This is a genomic window from Arthrobacter sp. 05L45_2 (assembly GCF_056397525.1).
In genome coordinates, this window is record NZ_JBFTNO010000129.1 from 1 (window position 1) to 17,534 (window position 17,534).

Annotated in this window: 18 protein-coding genes; 13 read left to right on the plus strand and 5 right to left on the minus strand. The window is 68.0% G+C overall.

The annotated features are described in order from the left end of the window. A partial coding sequence (locus tag AC1DHD_RS10820) for an aldo/keto reductase (protein ID WP_476879717.1) occupies positions 1-733 on the plus strand: 733 nt, incomplete at its 5' end. A gap of 64 nt (positions 734-797) precedes the next feature. Here AC1DHD_RS10820 and AC1DHD_RS10825 read toward each other — a convergent pair. Then, complete coding sequence (locus AC1DHD_RS10825; RefSeq protein ID WP_476879718.1) at positions 798-1,538, minus strand: FadR/GntR family transcriptional regulator; 741 nt, start codon at positions 1,536-1,538, stop codon at positions 798-800. Between the two features lie 134 nt (positions 1,539-1,672). On the opposite strand from AC1DHD_RS10825, the gene AC1DHD_RS10830 reads away from it, so the two are divergent. The 7 genes from AC1DHD_RS10830 to manD all read left to right on the plus strand — a co-directional run bounded on the left by AC1DHD_RS10830 (position 1,673) and on the right by manD (position 8,989). After that, on the plus strand, positions 1,673-2,962 hold the full coding sequence (locus tag AC1DHD_RS10830) for an ABC transporter substrate-binding protein (protein WP_476879719.1): 1,290 nt from the start codon (positions 1,673-1,675) through the stop codon (positions 2,960-2,962). A 109-nt stretch (positions 2,963-3,071) separates the two neighbouring features. Then, positions 3,072-4,034, plus strand: a complete 963-nt coding sequence (locus AC1DHD_RS10835; protein WP_476879720.1) for a carbohydrate ABC transporter permease — start codon at positions 3,072-3,074, stop codon at positions 4,032-4,034. Next, positions 4,031-4,912 carry a carbohydrate ABC transporter permease gene (locus tag AC1DHD_RS10840; RefSeq protein WP_476879721.1) on the plus strand — a complete coding sequence of 294 codons (882 nt, stop codon included), beginning with the start codon at positions 4,031-4,033 and terminating at the stop codon, positions 4,910-4,912. The genes AC1DHD_RS10835 and AC1DHD_RS10840 overlap by 4 nt, the downstream gene beginning before the upstream one ends. Before the next feature lie 7 nt (positions 4,913-4,919). Beyond that, the gene (dgoD, locus tag AC1DHD_RS10845; protein WP_476879722.1) at positions 4,920-6,068 is read left to right on the plus strand and encodes a galactonate dehydratase; all 1,149 of its coding nucleotides are present in this window, start codon (positions 4,920-4,922) and stop codon (positions 6,066-6,068) included. A gap of 5 nt (positions 6,069-6,073) precedes the next feature. Beyond that, the gene (locus AC1DHD_RS10850; RefSeq protein WP_476879723.1) at positions 6,074-6,739 is read left to right on the plus strand and encodes a bifunctional 4-hydroxy-2-oxoglutarate aldolase/2-dehydro-3-deoxy-phosphogluconate aldolase; all 666 of its coding nucleotides are present in this window, start codon (positions 6,074-6,076) and stop codon (positions 6,737-6,739) included. Further along, complete coding sequence (locus tag AC1DHD_RS10855; RefSeq protein ID WP_476879724.1) at positions 6,736-7,707, plus strand: sugar kinase; 972 nt, start codon at positions 6,736-6,738, stop codon at positions 7,705-7,707. The genes AC1DHD_RS10850 and AC1DHD_RS10855 overlap by 4 nt, the downstream gene beginning before the upstream one ends. A 52-nt stretch (positions 7,708-7,759) precedes the next feature. Further along, entirely contained in the window at positions 7,760-8,989 is a 1,230-nt protein-coding gene (gene manD, locus AC1DHD_RS10860) for a D-mannonate dehydratase ManD (protein ID WP_476879725.1), read from the plus strand. A 100-nt stretch (positions 8,990-9,089) separates the two neighbouring features. Here manD and AC1DHD_RS10865 read toward each other — a convergent pair whose 3' ends face one another. Then, the gene (locus AC1DHD_RS10865) at positions 9,090-9,299 is read right to left on the minus strand and encodes a hypothetical protein (protein ID WP_476879726.1); all 210 of its coding nucleotides are present in this window, start codon (positions 9,297-9,299) and stop codon (positions 9,090-9,092) included. 102 nt (positions 9,300-9,401) lie between these two features. Continuing rightward, the gene (locus AC1DHD_RS10870) at positions 9,402-10,499 is read right to left on the minus strand and encodes a DNA alkylation repair protein (protein ID WP_476879727.1); all 1,098 of its coding nucleotides are present in this window, start codon (positions 10,497-10,499) and stop codon (positions 9,402-9,404) included. A gap of 123 nt (positions 10,500-10,622) precedes the next feature. Here AC1DHD_RS10870 and AC1DHD_RS10875 point away from each other — a divergent pair, with 123 nt between their 5' ends. After that, a complete protein-coding gene (locus AC1DHD_RS10875) occupies positions 10,623-11,405 on the plus strand; it encodes a phosphatase PAP2 family protein (RefSeq protein ID WP_476879728.1) in 783 nt (260 codons plus the stop codon). A gap of 27 nt (positions 11,406-11,432) precedes the next feature. Here the strand turns inward: AC1DHD_RS10875 and AC1DHD_RS10880 are convergent, their stop codons facing one another. Then, positions 11,433-11,720 (minus strand): MerR family transcriptional regulator, encoded by a 288-nt coding sequence (locus AC1DHD_RS10880; RefSeq protein WP_476879729.1) that lies wholly within the window; start codon positions 11,718-11,720, stop codon positions 11,433-11,435. A 139-nt stretch (positions 11,721-11,859) separates the two neighbouring features. Here AC1DHD_RS10880 and AC1DHD_RS10885 point away from each other — a divergent pair, with 139 nt between their 5' ends. From AC1DHD_RS10885 to AC1DHD_RS10895, 3 genes are all read left to right on the plus strand, one after another. Next, a complete protein-coding gene (locus AC1DHD_RS10885; RefSeq protein ID WP_476879734.1) occupies positions 11,860-12,285 on the plus strand; it encodes an Hsp20/alpha crystallin family protein in 426 nt (141 codons plus the stop codon). 76 nt (positions 12,286-12,361) lie between these two features. After that, on the plus strand, positions 12,362-12,748 hold the full coding sequence (locus AC1DHD_RS10890) for a hypothetical protein (RefSeq protein ID WP_476879730.1): 387 nt from the start codon (positions 12,362-12,364) through the stop codon (positions 12,746-12,748). Between the two features lie 112 nt (positions 12,749-12,860). Next, positions 12,861-14,408 (plus strand): GH1 family beta-glucosidase, encoded by a 1,548-nt coding sequence (locus AC1DHD_RS10895; protein WP_476879731.1) that lies wholly within the window; start codon positions 12,861-12,863, stop codon positions 14,406-14,408. Here AC1DHD_RS10895 and AC1DHD_RS10900 read toward each other — a convergent pair. After that, positions 14,405-15,487, minus strand: coding sequence for an App1 family protein (locus tag AC1DHD_RS10900; protein WP_476879732.1), 1,083 nt, complete (start codon positions 15,485-15,487; stop codon positions 14,405-14,407). The genes AC1DHD_RS10895 and AC1DHD_RS10900 overlap by 4 nt on opposite strands. A gap of 102 nt (positions 15,488-15,589) precedes the next feature. Here AC1DHD_RS10900 and AC1DHD_RS10905 point away from each other — a divergent pair, with 102 nt between their 5' ends. Next, complete coding sequence (locus AC1DHD_RS10905) at positions 15,590-17,353, plus strand: glycoside hydrolase family 15 protein (RefSeq protein WP_476879733.1); 1,764 nt, start codon at positions 15,590-15,592, stop codon at positions 17,351-17,353. The last annotated feature ends 181 nt before the right edge of the window (positions 17,354-17,534 follow it).

The window sequence follows — 17,534 nt, forward strand, 5'->3', positions numbered from 1 at the left end:
GGTCCGGGCCCTGGATGACTCGCTGCGCCGCCTCGGCGTCGAGCAGATCGATCTGTACCAGCTGCACGCGTGGGATCCGGTCACGCCCCTGGAGGAGACCCTCCGGTTCCTGCATGACGCGGTGACCAGCGGCAAGATTGCCTATTACGGTTTCTCCAACTTCCTGGGCTGGCAGCTGACCAAGGCCGTCCACGTGGCCAGGTCCCACGGCTGGAGCGCCCCGGTCACGCTGCAGCCGCAGTACAGCCTGCTGGTCCGCGAGATCGAATCCGAGATCGTCCCGGCCTCGCTCGATGCCGGGATCGGCCTGCTGCCGTGGTCGCCGCTGGGCGGCGGCTGGCTCTCCGGCAAGTACAAGCGCGACCAGCCGCCGGCCGGGGCCACCAGGCTGGGCGAGAACCCCAAACGCGGCATGGAGGCCTGGGAGGCCCGCAACGCGGACCCGCAAACCTGGGAGGTCCTGGCCGAAGTGCAGGAAACCGCGGAACGGCACGGCGTCAGCGCCTCCCAAGTGGCACTCGCGTGGCTGGCGGACCGGCCTGCGGTCACGTCGGTGATCCTGGGCGCACGGACCACCGGCCAGCTCACGGACAACCTGGCCGCCGCCCATCTCCGGCTCACCCCGGAGGAGACGCAGCGGTTGACCGACGCCAGCCAGCCGCGCGTCGGCGTTTATCCGTACGGCCCGATGGCCCAGGAGCAGCGCAGCCGGAAGCTGGAGGGCGGCCGGTAACAGCGCCGCGGGGTCGGTGCGGGGCCAGGCCGCGGGTCTGAGCTGCGCCGGCCCCGGACCAGAGTTACTGGGACGGGGCGGTGCCCTGGTGGCTGGACCAGATGTCGCCGATTTCCTCGGTGGACTGCTCCGCGATCCGGCGCATTGCCTCGTGGGCCCGGTCCATCTCGCCGCGCTGGATGGCGCTGGCGACGTCCACGTGCAGCTGGAGCGCCTCGTGCTGCGGCAGCTGCGGCATCAGGCCGTGCTCGGTACGGCCCGTGAGGACCTCGGCAACGAGGTTGTGCAGTTGGGAAAACATGGGGTTGCCCGAGGCCCGCAGCACGGAGGCATGGAATTCGATGTCCAGCCGCAGGAACTCGTCCTGGTCGCCGCGCTGGCCCGCTGCCCAGAGCCGTGCGGCCTGAGCGACGAGGTCGCTGCCGGTATCCCAGGAGGCGCGTTCGGCGGCAAGCCGGGCGGCCTGTGGTTCGACGGCGCCGCGGAGTTCGTTGAGCGCCCGCAGCTGGTCCACCCGGCGGGAGGACGCCAGCCGCCAGCGGATCACCTGCGGGTCATAGAGGTTCCAGGACTCTTCCGGCCGCACCACCGTGCCCAGCCGGCGCCGTGATTCCAGCATTCCCATGGACGACAGGACGCGGGTTGCTTCCCGGACCACGGACCGCGAAACACTGTGCTGCGCCTCAAGCTCGTCCAGCCGCAGAATCGAGTGCGGCGCCAGGGTCCCCTCGGCAATGGCGAGCCCCAGGCTCTGGACGAGCACTGAGTGCAGGTCTGCTGAAGACTCCGCCTTTGGGGTTTGCATAAATAAATCATACGGGTGAGCGCAAGGGGTTGTTTAAGTCTGCTTTATTTATCTAAGATCGCTCCAGAGCAGATGTAAAGATGCATCCGCGGGCGGCTGGAGGTTGATCCGGCCCTGAAGACAAGGGAGTCGTAATGAAGCGACGTTCAATTGTGAAGTACGCGGCCGTAGCCGCCGCGCTCTCACTCGGGCTGGCCGCCTGCGGTGGTGGCGGCGGCGACGCCAAGGCCGCCGGCACCGTCCGGGTCACCCTGGCCAACCACGTGTGGACTGAAGGTATCAAGGCAGCCATCCCCGAGTTCGAGAAGGCCACCGGCCTCAAGGTAGAGCTCACCCAGCTGGGCGAGGATCAGCTCTCGGACCAGTACAACGTCAAGCTCAACGCGGGCAGCGACGAAATCGACGTCATGATGTACCGCCCGCTCCAGGAAGGTAAAGCGTTCGCTAAGAACGGCTACCTCGCCGACCTGACGTCCAAGGTCTCCTCCGACGCCAACTGGGACTGGAAGGACTACCAGGAGGGCCCCGTCAAGGCCACCACCGCCGACGGCAAGGTTGTCGGCGTCCCGATCATCACCGAGCGCGAAGTGCTCTACTACCGCAAGGACCTGCTGCAGGCCGCCGGAGTCCAGGTCCCCAAGACCATGGAAGAGCTCGAAGCCGCAGCCAAGAAGATCGCCGCCGCCAACCCGGACACCGCCGGCTTCGTAGCGCGCACCGGCAAGTCCGCCGCCGTGACCCAGTTCTCCAGCTTCCTCTACAGCTTCGGCGGTGACTTCACCGACGCCCAGGGCAAGTCCGCCGTGAACAGCGACGCGGCCAAGAAGGCGTACGCCTACTACGGCGGCCTGATCAAGAACTACGGCCCCAAGAACGTCAGCACCGACATGAGCTGGCCCGAGGCGATGGCCATCTTCACCCAGGGCAAGGCCGCTTTCTACACCGAAGCCGACTCGCTCTACAAGAACGCCACCGACCCGGCCAAGTCCAAGGTCTCGGACAAGGTCGGCTTCGCTGCCCTGCCCGCCGGCCCCGCCGGTTCCAAGCCGTACAACATCCCGTCGTGGGCCCTCGGCGTCAACCAGGCCTCTGGCAACCAGGACAACGCCTGGAAGTTCATCCAGTGGGCCACCAGCAAGGAACGCACGCTGGCAGCACAGAAGGCCGGCGTCCCCGGCCCGCGTGCCTCCGTCTGGGCCGACCCGGCCGGAACGTCCACCTACCCGAAGGACCTGGCCGAGGCCATCGCCGCCAGTGCCAAGGTTGGCGTGGGCCACGACCGTCCGCTCGTCATCACCGTCGGCAAGGCCCGCGAGATCGTCGGCGGCCCGATCGTAGCCACCATCACCGGCTCCGATGCCTCCGCAGCGGCTGACACGGCCAACGACGCCTTCCAGAAGTTCCTGGACAGCGAAAAGAAGTAGCGCCCCGGCGCACCCTGCTTCACGCACCACGCCCGGCGGGGCGGCTGGCCCAAGCCGCCGCCCCGCCGGGCCACGCTCTTCACTTCACCCCCAACTCCTTAGGTGAACCATGTCTGTACTGAACACCTCCCGCGGCACTGCCAGCGGCGCGAAGCGCGGCGCGGCGCCCACCCCGGGCCCCCGCGAGAACTTCTCCGCCTGGGCCAACCGGCACCGCAAGTGGCTCTTCGCCGCGCCGGCCATGATCTTCGTCGGCGTCCTGATCGTCTTCCCGCTCGCCTGGACGCTCTACCTGAGCCTCACCGACTCGCAGGGTTCGGTCCGCGCCGCCACCGAGTTCATCGGCCTGGAGAACTACCTGACGGTGCTCTCCGACGTCGAACGGTTCTGGCCCGCCGTCGGACGTACCCTGTCCTTCACCGGCGTCGCCCTGGTGTGCGAGGTTGTTCTGGGCATGGGCATCGCCCTGCTGCTCTGGCGCCCGTTCCGCGGTGAAAAGTGGGTCCGCGTGGCCATCCTGCTGCCGCTCGTCGCCACCCCCGTGGCCGTCGGCATGATGTGGCGGCTGATCTTCGACCCCAACATCGGCTTCGTCAACCAGCTCCTGGGCATGATCGGCATCCCGCCGCAGCCGTGGCTCTCCGGCCAGGACACCGCGCTGGGCACCACCATCTTTATGGACATCTGGCAGTGGACCCCCATGGTGGTGCTGATCCTCCTCGCCGGCCTGACCTCGCTCTCCGAAGAGCCGGACGAGGCCGCACGGATGGACGGCGCCAACGCGTTCCAGCGCTTCTTCTTCATCACCCTGCCGCTGATGATGCCGACCGTGATCGTCGCCATCCTGCTCCGGGGCATCGACGCCCTGAAGACCTTCGACATCCTCTACGCCACCAAGGGCAAGGGCGGCGGATCCTTCCACGAGGTGGAAACGCTCAACGTCTACGCCTACGGCCTGAGCTTCGACTACAACCAGTACGGGCTCTCCTCCGCGGTGCTGATCCTGTTCTTCATGATCATCATCGGCACCATGTGGCTGCTGACCATGCGCAAGAAAGCGGTAAGCAAATGACCGTCCTGACCCAATCCCAGACCTCCGGGACCCGTCCCGCCCCGTCCCCGCGCCGCCGCAAGCCGCTGGGCACCCGCGCGTACAAAGTGTTCCGGGTGGTTGCCCTGGTGGCCGTGGTGCTGTTCCTGGTCGCGCCGCTGTTCTGGATGCTGCTGGCCTCGTTCAAGACCAACGTGGACATCTACGACACCGCCAAGTCGTTCCTCTTCACCCCCACGGGCGAGAACTACGCCAACGTGCTGCAGCGGAACAACTACTTCATCTTCATCTTCAACAGCTTCTGGGTGGCCTTTGTCTCCACCGCGCTGTCACTGGTCCTCGGCGTCCCGGCCGCGTACGCGATGAGCCGCTTCACAATGCACCGTTCGGCTTTGGTGGTCCTGATGGCCCGCGTCATTCCCGGCGTATCCCTGCTGGTGCCCTGGTACTACGTCTTCTCCAACCTGAAAATGGTGGGCGGCTTCGAGGTGCTGATCCTCAGCCACATGTTCGTCGCGCTCCCGCTGATCGTTTACATCATGATGAGCTACTTCGATTCGCTGCCGCTCGAGCTGGAGGAATCGGCCCAGGTGGACGGACTGACCCCCATCGGCGCCTTCCGCCGCATCACGCTGCCGCTGTCCGTCTCCGGGATCGCCACGGCAGGGATCCTGTCCTTCATCTTCTCGTGGAACAACTTCATGTTCGCCCTGGTGCTCTCCGGCTCCAAAACCAAGACCCTGCCGGTGGCCATCTTCGACTTCGTCTCCTACGCCAGCATCGACTGGGGCGGACTGATGGCGGCGGCCACGGTGGTCACCATCCCGATCATGATCATTGCGCTCTTCACGCAGAAGTACATCGTTTCCGGCCTCACCGCCGGTGCGACAAAAGGCTAGGCAGCACATGACACTCATCAGCAGGATTGAAACCTTCCTCGTCGCGCCGCGGTGGCTTTTCGTTCGGATCGAAACGGACAGCGGCATCGTCGGCTGGGGCGAGGCCAGCTGCGAGGGCCGCAGCGAAACCGTGCGCACCGCCGTCGAACAGCTCTCCGAACTGCTCATGGGCAACGACGCCCTCCGCATCGAGGACCACTGGCAGGTCATGACCAAGGGCTCCTTCTACCGCGGCGGGCCCATCCTGGCCAGCGCGGTATCCGGCCTGGACCAAGCCCTGTGGGACATCGCCGGCAAGCACTTCAACACCCCCGTGCACCAGCTCCTGGGCGGCCACGTCCGCGACCGGATCCGGATGTACGGCTGGGTGGGCGGCGACGAACCCAACGAGGTGGCGGACCAGATCAGCGCGCAGCTGGAGGTCGGACTCACAGCGGTCAAGATGAACGCCAGCGGCCGGATGAGCCCGATCGCCTCCGTCGCGGAGCTCGACGGCGTCGTCCGCCGGGTCGCAGCCGCCCGCGAGGTCCTGGGCGAGCACCGCGACGTCGCCGTCGACTTCCACGGACGCTTCAGCCTGGCCAACGCCCGGCGGGTGGCGCCGCTGCTGGAACCGTACCGGCCGTTCTTCCTCGAAGAACCCGTGGTTCCGGAGAACACCCACCTGCTGCGGGAATTCACGTCCTCGACCACGACGCCGGTCTCCACCGGTGAGCGGCTCTACAGCCGGCAGGAATTCCTGCCCGCGCTGCAGGCCGGCATCGCCGTGGCCCAGCCGGACCTCTCCCACGCCGGCGGCATCACCGAGGTCCGCAAGATCGCCTCGCTCGCCGAAATCTACGAGGTCCAGCTGGCCCCGCACTGCCCCCTCGGACCGCTGGCCCTGGCCGCCTGCCTGCAGGTCGGTTTCGCCACCCCCAACTTCCTGATCCAGGAGCAAAGCATCGGCATCCACTACAACCAGGGCGCCGAGGTCCTGGACTACGTGGTGGACAAGACCCCGCTGAAGTTCGTTGACGGGCACATTGAACGGCTCACCGGACCGGGCCTTGGCATCGAGATCGACGAGGCGGTGGTCCGCGCCGCGGACAAACGCGGCCATGCCTGGCGCGGACCCGTCTGGCGCCACTCCGACGGCGCCTTCGCAGAATGGTGAACCACATGAGCACCGACATCACTCCCGAGCTCCTGCTGGCCGGGATCCGCGAGACCCGCCTGGTCGCGATCGTGCGCGGCACCGACGGCGGAGCCGCCGCCAAGGCGGCCCTGGTGGCCATGGAGGAGGGCTTCCGCTACGTCGAGATCGCCCTCACCACCCCGGGGGCGCTGGCCGCGATCAGCACCGTCCGGGCAACGGCACCCGCCGGCTGCTTCGTCGGGGCAGGCACCGTCCTCACCGCCGCCGATGTGGAGGACGTGGCCGGCGCCGGCGGCCAGTTTATGGTCACCCCGTCGTTGGCGGACTCCATCCAGGAATCCGCCCGGCTCGGCATCCCCATCCTGGCCGGGGCCCTGACACCCAGCGAGTCCTACGAAGCCATGAACCGCGGCGCCACCGCGGTGAAACTCTTCCCGGCCTCCATCGGCGGCCCCGGCTACCTGAAGGCGCTCCGCGATCCATTCCCCGACATCCCGTTCATCGCCGTCGGCGGGGTCGGGCTCGGCGAAGCCGCCGGGTACTGGAGCGCCGGCGCGATCGCCGTCGGACTCGGCGGCCCGCTGTTTGGCGACGCAGGCTCCGGCGGCGACCTCGAACCGGTCCGTGAGAGGGCCCGCGCCTTCGTCAGCCTCGCCGCGGAACACGGCCGGCAGGCCGACGCGCAATGAGCGTGGACCTGCTCACGCTCGGGGAATCCATGGTGTCCCTGCGTTCGGCCGGGCCGCTGTCCGCCGGCGGCAGCCTGGGCATGTACGTGGCCGGGGCGGAATCCAACGTGGCCGTCGGCGTCGCCCGGCTGGGCCACAGCGTCGCCTGGGCCGGAGTGCTCGGCGCCGATCCGCACGGCGAATTCATCCTGCGCCAGCTCCGCAGCGAGGGAATCGCGGTGCAGCACCGGGTGGACCCGGACCGGTCCACCGGCGTGATGTTCCTTGAACGGCGCACTGCGGACCTCAGCCGGGCATTCTACTACCGGGCAGGGTCCGCCGGGTCGACGATCAGCCGCGAGGACGTGGACCGGGCCTTCACCGCCGGACCCCGTGCCCTGCACCTGACCGGCATCACCGCCGCACTCAGCCCCGACGCCCGCCGCGCCGTCGAATATGCCGCCGCGCGGGCCGCCGCCGAGGGCCTGGTGGTCTCACTCGACGTCAACTACCGCAGCAAACTCTGGTCCCGCGACGAGGCCCGCTCCGTGCTGACCCCGCTGGCCCGGCACGCCACCGTTCTGGTCGCCTCCGACGACGAACTCGAGCTGGTTGCCGGCGGCCCCGCGGCCGGGGGAACCCGGGGAGACGACGCCGAGCAGGCCGCTGCCGCGGGACTCCTTCAGCAGGGGGTCCGCGAAGTGGTGGTCAAGCGCGGCGCTGCCGGAGCCGGCGTCTACACCGCGGACGGCCGCTGCGAAGCCCCCGCGGTTCCCGTGACAAGCGTCGATACCGTGGGCGCCGGGGATGCCTTCACCGCCGGCTACCTGTCCGCGCTGCTCGACGGCGGCGACGTCGCCGAACGCCTGCGCCGCGGAACCCTCGCCGGCGCCTTTGCCGTCAGCACCCACGGGGACTGTGACGGCCTGCCGAGCGCCGCCGAGCTTACCCTGCTGGATGCAGCCCCGGACGGCAGCACCCAACGCTAATACCCACCCCGCCCGGAATCCCTCCGGCCCACACCGAAAGCCTGGATCTGCTGTGAAAATCATTGCCGCTGAAGTCTTCGTGACAAGCCCCTCCCGTAACTTCGTGACGTTGCGGATCACCACCGAGGACGGTGTTACCGGCATCGGGGACGCGACGCTGAACGGGCGGGAACTCGCGGTGGCCGCTTACTTGAAAGAGCACGTCGCGCAGCTGCTGATCGGCAAGGATCCGCACCGGATCGAGGACACCTGGCAGTTCCTGTACCGGTCCTCCTACTGGCGCCGCGGGCCCGTGACCATGGCCGCCATCGCGGCGGTGGACATGGCCCTGTGGGACATCAAGGGCAAGCTGGCCGGGATGCCGGTCTACCAGCTGCTGGGCGGGGCGTCCCGGAACGGGCTGCGGGCCTACGGCCATGCGTCGGGTTCGGACCTGGAGTCCCTCTTCGACTCCGTCCGCGAGCACCTGGAGCTCGGCTACAAGTCCATCCGGATCCAGACCGCCGTGCCCGGGATCAAGGCCGTCTACGGCGTCGCGGCCCAGGCACAGGCCTCCGGGGAGCGGTACGACTACGAACCGGCCGGACGCGGGGCGTTCCCGCAGGAAGAGGACTGGGACACCCGGGCCTACCTGCGGCACCTGCCCATGGTGTTCGAAGCCGTCCGGAACGAGTTCGGCCCGGAGATCCCGCTGCTGCACGACGGCCACCACCGGATGACCCCGATCCAGGCCGCGAAGCTGGGCAAGGCCCTGGAGCCGTACGACCTCTTCTGGCTGGAAGACTGCACCCCGGCGGAGAACCAGGAGGCGCTGCGCCTGGTCCGCCAGCACACCACCACCCCGCTGGCGATCGGCGAAATCTTCAACACCGTGTACGACTACCAGACCATCATCAAAGAGCAGCTGATCGACTACGTCCGTGCCGCGTCCACGCATTTCGGCGGCATCAGCCCGTTGAAGAAGGTCATGGACTTCGCCGCCCAGTACCAGATCAAGTCCGGGTTCCACGGGCCGACCGATATTTCCCCGGTCGGGTTCGCCGCGCAGCTCCACGTGGGCCTGGCCATCCACAACTACGGCATCCAGGAATACATGCAGCACTCGGACAAGACCAACGAGGTCTTCGAGCAGTCCATGACGTTCGTGGACGGGTACCTGCACCCGGGGGACCAGCCCGGCATCGGCGTCGAGTTCAACGAGGAGGCCGCCGCTGCGTTCCCGTACCAGCAGGCCTACCTGCCCTACAACCGGCTCGTCGACGGCACGGTTCACGACTGGTAATAGTCCGCCACCGGCGGCGCAGCAAAACACTGCGGGGTCGCTGCCCGCCCCTCCGCACAGTGCGAGGGGGCGGGCAGTTGTGGTCGTTAAGGCTTGCCGTCTAGTGGACGATTTCCCGGGTCATTCCGAAGGGAACCTGGTCCGAGAGTGCTGCCGTGTAGTGCCCGGGTTTGTGCCGTGTCAGCAGGATGCCGTGGGTGCCCGTCAGCATGGCCAGCCGCTGCAGCCCGAGGACGGCGTCATTGAGCCGGTCGTCCAGCAGGAGTCGGTTTTCGACCTGGATCTCGATGCAGTCGCTTGCTGTCGTCATCGCACTGTCTTTCCTGGAAGGGTGGCCGCGGCGTCCGCGGCTGAAGCGAGATTACGTCTCGTTTAAATGTGAGTCAAATCACCACGCGACGTGCCCGTGGGCCTAGGTCAGGACCGTGAATCCGGCCGACTGGTACCTCACCCCGTTGACCTGCGGCTGGACTGAATGAGCGCCGGGATGGTGGACCCGGGTGGTCATCTGGCGGAAGGCGTGACGCTTCGTGAACGTCTTCGATTCACCCGGCCCCAGGACGGCCGTCCCGAGCTTGAACACCTTGTCCGCGAGTGTGCCGTTGGCTTTGGCGTAGTGCACCACGTAGTCGACGGCGATGCGGGCCTCCGCTGACCCGGTGTTGGCCACATCGAAATCGAACCCCAGCTCGCCGGGCAGTTCCACCACAGCGCGGTCGAGCCGCAGGGCGGTGACGGTGAGCGAGGCCGGCGGGAAGCCCAGCAACTGCAGGGCGCCGGGATGGGCCTTCTTGATCAGGGTCCGCAGGCCGTGGCGGACCACCCTGGCCGTGTGGGCGTCCGGGGCGGCCATCCAGCCGGCGGCGGTGGCCACCACCTCCTCCGGGGCGTGGCGGGCGAGATCGTTCAGGTGGTTGGCCACCGACCGGCGGACATCCTCCACCGGGTCCCGGTACAGGGCGTCCAGGAGGGGCAGGGTGGCCTCCGGCCGGCCCGTGAGCCCGGGAACGCGGACTGCCCACGGCAGGTAGGGCCGGGTCCCCTCGCTGGCGAGCCGGCGGACATGCCAGCCGGGATGGCCGGTCCAGCCGGCCGCCACGGCAAGGGTGCGGTCGAGGTCTGCGGCCAGGAGCCGCCGGATCGCGAACTCGGACGTCAGGCGCGGGGTCAGCTCGGCCAGCAGGGACAGGCAGTCCTCGAAGTCTCCCGGCTCCGTCCCGGCGAGAGCCAGGGCGGCAGCCGCCTCGCTGACCGGCCAGATCATCCACCCGGTGAATTCCGGGTCCGCCAGCGCCCGGCGGAACACTGCGGCTGCCGGGGCGTATCCGGCGGGCAGGTCCTCAAGGAGTGCGCCGCTGAGCAGGTCGGTGCGCCCGCGCAGGCTCAGGTCATCAAGCTGCCGGGCAGCTCCGGCGAGGTGCGTGAACCCGGTGCCGGGGGAGGCCGCGGCGAGGATCCGCCCCAATGAGCCGACCACCCCCGGGTTGATCAGTTCATTCATAATGCCCATGGCCTCAGGGTACCGGCGGGTGCGGCGCGGGTGCGGCCGGAGCCCCGAAGCGGCCGCTGGCGGGAAACGGGGATATTCTTCACGGTGGGAATGTCAACACACGGTGCAGAGGCGGATGCGGGAATGGCAGAGCAAGAGACCGGGAAATCGTCCGGCTGGTGGCGGGTTTTCCACGACAAGTTTGTGGTGGAGGAGCGCTACATGGAGGCCGGTGCGCGCCGGAACCTGTACCGGACCGCCGTCGGACTGATGATCGTCGGCGCCGTGCTGTTCACCTTTATCCTGGTCAGCGTCCTGACGCACGGCGGGATCAGCGTCGTGGATGAGCCGGTGCGCTCCGGCCTGGTCACTCTCCGCGGTGAACCGACCACCACCATCATGATCATCCTGGCGATTGTCTTCGGCCCGATCGGGCTGCCCATCATCATCCTGGTGTTCACGGTCGCCTGGGGCTTGTTCGCCAAGCACGCCTGGCGGCCGATGGTCCTTGCCGGAGCGATGCTGACCGGCGTCATCCTGGCCCAGCTCATCGGGCATATCGTCGAGCGGCACCGTCCGCCGGTGGATCTTATGCTCTTCGGCGCGGACACCACGTTCTCCTTCCCGTCCGGACACGTCCTCGGGGCCTGTGACTTCCTGCTGGTCACAACGTTCCTGATCTTTTCCCGACGCTCGAACCCCAAGTCCGCCGTCGTGGGCTTCGTGGTGGCCGGCGTCGGCATTTTCTTCGCCGCAGTGAGCCGGCTCTACCTCGGCTATCACTGGACCACCGACGCCCTAGCGTCGTTGTCCATCTCCTTCGTGGTCCTCGGCGCAGTCATCCTGCTCGACACGTGGCGGACGGCCCGGATTGAGGGCGAGCCGATCACCGGGGAACTCTCCAAAGAGGAGAACGTCGCCGAGTAGTGGCGGCACGGCAGGGCGCCTGGCTGTTCAGCGCGCCCTGCTCCGCTTCAGCTCGGCCCGAAGCCTGGCGTTGGCGGCCTCCAGTTCCAGCACCTTGGCCACCCCCGCGAGGTTCAGGCCCTCCGCGAGGAGGCCGCTGATGCGCCGCAGCACCAACAGGTCCAGCTCGCTGTACTGCCGGGTGCCGCCGGCCGTGCGGTCCGGCGTGAGCAGTCCCTTGCGCTCGTACAGCCTGATGTTCTGCGGGCCGGTTCCGACCATTTGTGCCACGACGGAGATCGCGTAGACCCCGACGCCGGACTCCTGTGCCGCCATCTGCCGCCCTTTCGTTCCCGAAAAACCCCTTGCCTCAGTGTCGCACCGGTGCTATAAAAAATCTATATCCGCCACAACAGATAATCGATGGCCGGATACAGCGAAAATTTCGAGATCTCACATGAAGGAGTGGGAAATGATGTTGATGCGTACGGATCCGTTTCGTGAGCTGGACCGGCTGACCCAGCAGGTTTTTGGAACCACTGCGCGGCCCGCTGCCATGCCGATGGATGCTTGGCAGGAACAGGGCGAATTCGTCGTCGCCTTTGACCTCCCGGGCGTCAACGTCGACTCGGTGGATCTGGATATCGAACGCAACGTGCTCACCGTACGGGCCGAACGGGCCGACGCGACCCAGCCCAGCGTTGAGCTCATCGCCTCGGAGCGGCCCCGGGGAGTCTTCAGCCGCCAGCTCATCCTGGGCGACACGCTGGACACGGATGCAGTCAAGGCGACCTATGCCGACGGCGTCCTGACCCTGCGCATACCGGTCATGGAGAAAGCCAAGCCGCGGAAGATCGAGATCACCCACGCACGGGACGAACTGCAGGAAGTCGGACAATAGCAGCCGGCGGCGGCGCGGCGGTATATTACCCGCGCCGCCGCCGGTTCCCGCCGCCCGGGGGATAAGGAGTACAGCCATGAGCGCGTGGCGGCGCTACGATTCACACCTGATGCCGGTCTTCCATGAAAGGTTCGAAGAACGCTGGGGCGAGGGTACCGCTCCGTTCCTCGACCCGGAAGCGCACGAACTGCCCCTTCCGCGGGCGCAGTGGATCAACGTGGACACCGGGGCGGCCCTGGCCGTGGTGCCGGTCTGGGCCGCGGAGGACAGCCAGCACCGCTCATTCGGGGTGTTCTACCTGCCGCCGGCCGGGGACATCTGGGTGCTCCGGCCCGGGTTCACCGGCTACCTCGAGCCCGCGGCAGAGGACGGAGACCAGTTGCTGGGCCTGCGGAACGACGCCTTTAGGAAGGCGGTGGCCCACGCCAAGGAGTTCCTCTTCGGCACCGAGGCCGCTGGCTGAGGGCGGTGCGGCCACGGCACGCGGACCATGCTGACGCGCCGTGTGTGGCGCGGGCTCCCGGCGGGGCCTAAAATCAATCCACTACCAGCGCAACTGCATAGGGGATCCGCCAATGAACGCTTCCGCCCACGACCTGGCCGCACTGCTGCCATCCGGTTTCACCATGGGCGTGGCGACCGCCGCCTTCCAGATCGAGGGGGCGCTGGACGAGGACGGCCGCGGACCCTCCGGCTGGGACATGTTCGCCGCGAAGCCCGGCACGATTGTCGATGACCACAGCCCCGCCATGGCCTGCGACCACTACCACCGGATGCCCGAAGACGTGGCCCTGATGAAGGACCTGGGCATCGACTCCTACCGGTTCTCGCTGTCCTGGCCGCGGATCCAGCCCGGCGGCAGCGGCCCGGTCAATCCCAAGGGCCTGGACTTCTACGACCGGCTGATCGACCTGCTGCTGGCCAACGGCATCGCACCGATGGCCACGCTCTACCACTGGGATACCCCGCTGGAACTGGACGAGGCCGGCGGCTGGATGAACCGGGACACCGCCTACCGGCTGGGGGAGTTCGCCGCGATTGCCGCCGCAGCCTACGGGGACCGGGTGGCCCGCTGGGTAACCATCAACGAACCGGCCACCGTCAGCGCCAACGGCTACATGCTGGGCGTGCATTCCCCGGGTGAAGCCCACATGCTCAAGGCCCTCCCCAGCGTCCACCACCAGCTGCTGGGCCACGGGTTGGCGATGCAGGCACTGCGGGCGGCCAAGGTTCCCGGCGAAATCGGCCTGACCAACGTGTATTCGCCGATGGTCCCCGCCACCGTCAACCCGCTGGACAAGGTCAGTGCGGGCCTGATGGACATGGCACAGAACCGCCTCTACGCTGACCCCGTGCTGCTGGGCAAGTACCCGGACGCCATCCGTGCCGCCACCTTCTTCTCCTCCTTCAGCCCGTCCAAGGAGGACATGGAGCTGATCTCGCAGCCGCTGGATTTCTACGGGCTGAACTATTACATGCCTACCCGCGTGGCTGCCGGGCCCGGTGAGGGCACCGTGCCGGAGGGGATGGCGGAAGCCATGGGGAACGACCTCAACGGCGGAGGCGGCGCCACCCCGTTCCACGTCGAGAGTTTCCCGGACACCGAGATCACCGCCTATGGCTGGCCGATCAAGCCGGACTACATGGCCGTGGCGCTCGCGGAAATGGCCGAACGCTACCCGGAACTGCCGCCGGTCTACATCACCGAGGGCGGTGCGAGCTTCGAAGACCTGGAGATCCACGACGCCGAAGGCCGGCTGGTGGTCCCGGATGAGCGCCGCGTGCGGTACCTCGCCGAGCACATCGGCGCGGCCATCGAGGCGACCTCGCCCGGCGGCGCCGCAGAGTCGATCGACCTGCGCGGTTATTACATCTGGTCCCTGATGGACAACTTTGAATGGTCCGCCGGCTACAAGCAGCAGTTCGGCCTGCTTCACGTGGACCGTGACACCATGGCGCGCACGCCCAAAGCGTCCTTCTACTGGCTCCGGGAACTGATGGCCGCCCGGTCGAAGGCTGCAGCCGCCGTCGTCGAACCTGCCGTAGAGCCGGCCCCAGCCGCTGAACCAGCCGCCGTCGTCGAACCCCCGGCCGCCGGCGCGGAACCGGCCGCAGCAGGCTAAAGGATGTCGAGCTCCTGCAGACGGGTAGCCATGCCGGCGCCGTCCGGCGAGTAGACCCACGGGACCGCTGAACCGGTGTGGTCGCCGCTCTCCGAGTGGCCGCCGGCCAGCACGGCCTCGCCCGCGGAGAGCTGGCGGATGCCGATGGCCGCCACCTTGTCGCCGTGGTCCCGGGCGAACTGCGAATAGATCGCCTCGTCGTGCTGGCCGTTGTCGCCAAAGAGAAGCCAGCGCATGTTGGGGAACTCCTTGGCCAGCAGTTCCAGGTTCCGGCGCTTGTGGTCCTGGCCGCTGCGGAACCAGCGGTCGTGGGTCAGGCCCCAGTCGGTCAGCAGCAGGGTGCCGGAGGGGTACATGTTGCGGGTGATGAAGCGGGCCAGGGTGGGGGCCGCGTTCCACGGGCCCGTGGAAAGGTAGATCACCGGCGCCTCGGGATGCTCCACCCGCAGCCGGTCCATCAGGACCGCCATGCCGGGGGTCGCCATCCGGGCCCGTTCGTTGAGGACGAACGTGTTCCACAGCGCCAGGAACGGCCGGGGAAGGGCCGTGACCATAATCGTGTCGTCAATGTCGGAGACGATGCCCAGGGTGGTCTCGGGCGCGATGACGTAGATCTTTGCCTCCGCCGGCTCCGTGCCCGCGGCGCGCAGCACTGCCGTGTGCCAGCCGGGGGCAAGCGCCACCGGCACCACGGTGTCCACCAGGCCGCCGCGGTCGGCCTGGACCCGGGTGGTGGTGCCGCCGATCTCGATGTCCACATCCACGAATTGGATGGGGACGGACGTGAACGCGCGCCAGCCGCGGATGTTCTGGTTGCCGTTCTGCGCCGCCTGCTCGGCCCGGCTGCCGGGCGTCGGTTTGCTGGTGAGCAGCACCCGGCCCAGGACCCGCACCCACTCGGTGGACCCGTACCCCTGGTAGGCGATGGTCTGCGGGGCGAACTTCCAGCGCCTCGCCATTTTCAGCCGGAGGTGGTTGACGGTATCCGAGACCAGATGGGCGAACCTGAACGCCTGGCTGCCCGAGATCTTCCGGGGCTGCGTTGGTTCCTGCCGGGGTTCCTGCGACGCCATGTCCATGCCTCCACTCTTTCACAGGGCAGCGGGCCGCGGACCACCGGCACGGAGCGGCACGGCCACCCGTGGCCCTGTGGCGCGGGGTCGTATGGCACTGTAAGACCCATGGCACGCATCGAGGATTACGCAATGGTGGGCGACCTCCACACCGCCGCTCTGATCAGCACCGAAGGCTCCATCGACTGGCTCTGCCTGCCCCGCTTCGACTCGCCGGCGTGTTTCAACGCCCTGCTGGACACACCCGAGGCCGGCCGCTGGCTCCTCGCACCGGCCTCCGGCGGCGAATGCACGCGGCGCGGCTACCGCGAGAACAGCCTGATCCTGGAGACCGAATGGGAAACCCCGGACGGCAAGGTCAAAGTGATCGACTTTATGTCACCGCGCGACGGCGCGGCGGACATTGTGCGGATCGTCGAAGGCATCCGCGGGAGCGTGCCGATGCGCGGCGAACTTTCGCTGCGCTTCGATTACGGCGAAATCGTCCCGTGGGTCCGCCACGACCAGCACGGCATCCACGCGGTGGCCGGCCCGGATGCCGCCTATCTGGTCACCGATGCCCCGCTCCGGGGCGAGCACATGCAGACCGCCAGCGAGTTCACCGTCACGGCTGGCCAGCGGATTCCCTTCGTGCTGACCTGGGCGCCCAGCCACCTCGGCCGTCCGCGGGCGGTGGACCCGGAAGGCGTACTCGCCGCCACCGAATCCTTCTGGCAGGAGTGGTCCGACAAATGCAAAATCACCGGTCCGTACCGCGAGCCCGTACTGCGTTCACTCATCACCCTCAAGGCCCTCACGTACGCCCCCACCGGCGGGATCGTGGCGGCGGTCACCACGTCCCTGCCGGAGGAAATAGGCGGCCAGCGCAACTGGGACTACCGCTATTGCTGGCTTCGGGACGCGACCCTGACCCTCCAGGCGCTGCTCGCCTCCGGCTACTCCGAGGAAGCCGCGGCCTGGCGCGACTGGCTGCTCCGGGCCGTCGCGGGCGACCCGGCCGACCTGCAGATCATGTACGGCCTCCATGGCGAGCGCCGGCTCCCGGAGACCACCATCGACTGGCTGGCCGGCTACGAGGGGTCGGCGCCGGTGCGGATCGGCAACGCCGCGGCCGGGCAGCTGCAGCTGGACGTCTGGGGCGAGGTGCTGGACTGCCTGGCCCTGACCCGGAGCGCACTGCTGCAGGACGGCGACGACGCCTGGGATGTCCAGATCGCCCTTATGGAGCACCTGGAGACGGCGTGGGACCAGCCGGACAACGGGCTCTGGGAGATGCGGGGTCCGCGCCGGCATTTCACCCACTCGAAGGTCATGGCCTGGGTGGCGGCGGACCGGATGGTCAAGGGCGTGCGGGACTTCGGCCTCCCCGGCCCCGCGGACCGCTGGGAAAAACTCCGTGACACCATCCACGCTGACGTGATGGCCCACGGGTTCGACGCCGGGCGCAACACCTTCGTCCAGTCGTACGGGCGTCCGGAGCTGGACGCCAGCCTCTTGTTGATCCCGCGTGTGGGCTTCCTGCCGCCCGACGACCCCCGAGTGGTGGGCACCATCGACGCCGTCCAGCGCGAATTGACCCACGACGGTTTTGTCCTGCGCTACCGGCCGGAGAAGAGCGACGACGGGGTTCCCGGCGGCGAGGGCGTCTTCCTCGCCTGCTCCTTCTGGCTGGTGGAGGCGCTGCTCGGGGCGGGCCGGCGGCGGGAGGCGAAAGAGCTCTTCGAGCGGCTGGTGGCGTTGCGCAACGACGTCGGACTCCTCAGTGAAGAGTGGGACGTCTCGGCGGCGCGGCAACTCGGGAACACACCCCAGGCCTTCAGCCATTTCGCGCTGGTGCGGAGCGCGCTCCAGCTTCAGGAGGCCGCCCGCTGACCTGAACGACGGCCCGCGGGCTGCCGCCGGAACCTGACTTTTCTCCAGAGCTTAGATAAGTATACTTACTAATATCCCCGCCCGGGGTGCTGGATTGAAGGAGTCTGCAATGGCTGGATATTTCGAGCTCGTGGATGCGCCCGACGGCGGCTACCGGATCAGGATGATGGACGCCACCGGC